This window comes from Gordonia malaquae NBRC 108250 (assembly GCF_000344135.1).
Classification (GTDB): Bacteria; Actinomycetota; Actinomycetes; order Mycobacteriales; family Mycobacteriaceae; genus Gordonia; species Gordonia malaquae.
Map to the genome: position 1 here is coordinate 1 of NZ_BAOP01000104.1, position 898 is coordinate 898.

General features: G+C 54.0%; 2 protein-coding genes. Both read left to right on the forward strand.

Features of this window, described 5'->3' with window-relative positions:
* Window positions 1-166 precede the first annotated feature (166 nt).
* Entirely contained in the window at window positions 167-616 is a 450-nt protein-coding gene (locus GM1_RS21385) for a hypothetical protein (protein WP_008382595.1), read from the forward strand.
* A gap of 42 nt (window positions 617-658) precedes the next feature.
* Window positions 659-898 (forward strand): hypothetical protein (locus tag GM1_RS21390; protein ID WP_008382597.1); only part of this gene is annotated, 240 nt, incomplete at its 3' end.

The window sequence follows — 898 nt, forward strand, 5'->3', positions numbered from 1 at the left end:
GGCTAGTTTCCTGCATACTGATGAATGTTTCATGCGGTCGGACGGAGAGATGCGTTCGTGGCTATGTAATTCGTCGCCCGCGTCCTTACGGATCTTGTCGACGCGTGGATGACGAGAGTGCAAAAGTCGGAGTACATACTGTCGACGGAAATCACGGTTTTGCGCTATGCGGTACTTTGAAGTGTTCCCGTTCTCAACTGCACACGTTGAGGAGGTGCGGGATCCGGCAAGGTTTGTCACTTCTAGTGCTGATTTCTATCTCGACTATTCAATAGACCACGTACTCATGGGGCGCTATGGGATATGTGGTGTAAGAGAAGAGTTTGCACAGAAGATGGATGCGTCCCGGCTTACGGGCTACTCGTGGGCGCCCGCGAGGGCTCTCCGATGGAAACATGCCGAACAGCGCGGCGAGATCAGCCTTCCTGAAATTCGCCTGTTGGTTGTCGGAGGCAGGTTCATGGAAGATGACTTCTTCCGGAATTCGAGGAACGATCTGTTTGTGTCTGAGTCGGTGCAAGAGTTCCTTGCGTTGGAAGACCCAGTTGTAGCCCGCTTCTCGCAGGAGTTGGACCCTGGAGGAAAGCCCATCCGGAAGTATCCAGGAAAGCGCTAGTCGGGTCCCGGATGGAGAAGGCTATGAAGTTGGAGGTTCTCGATGCGCGATCGGAGTGTGGATAGCGAGTACTATCTCGTTCCGCCATATTCAAACGAGCATGTTGATGAGATTTCGTCGGAGGACGGCGTCGTCACAGCGGCGGTGTTCTTCTTCGATTTCCCATTGAGGGGCCATGATGTCCTCGGCCGCTACGGGATATTTGCGGTAACGTCGGAGCTTTCAGAAATCCTCGTGAAGAAGGGCTATTCTGGTTTCCATCTGGGTGAGGCGCAAGCCGGC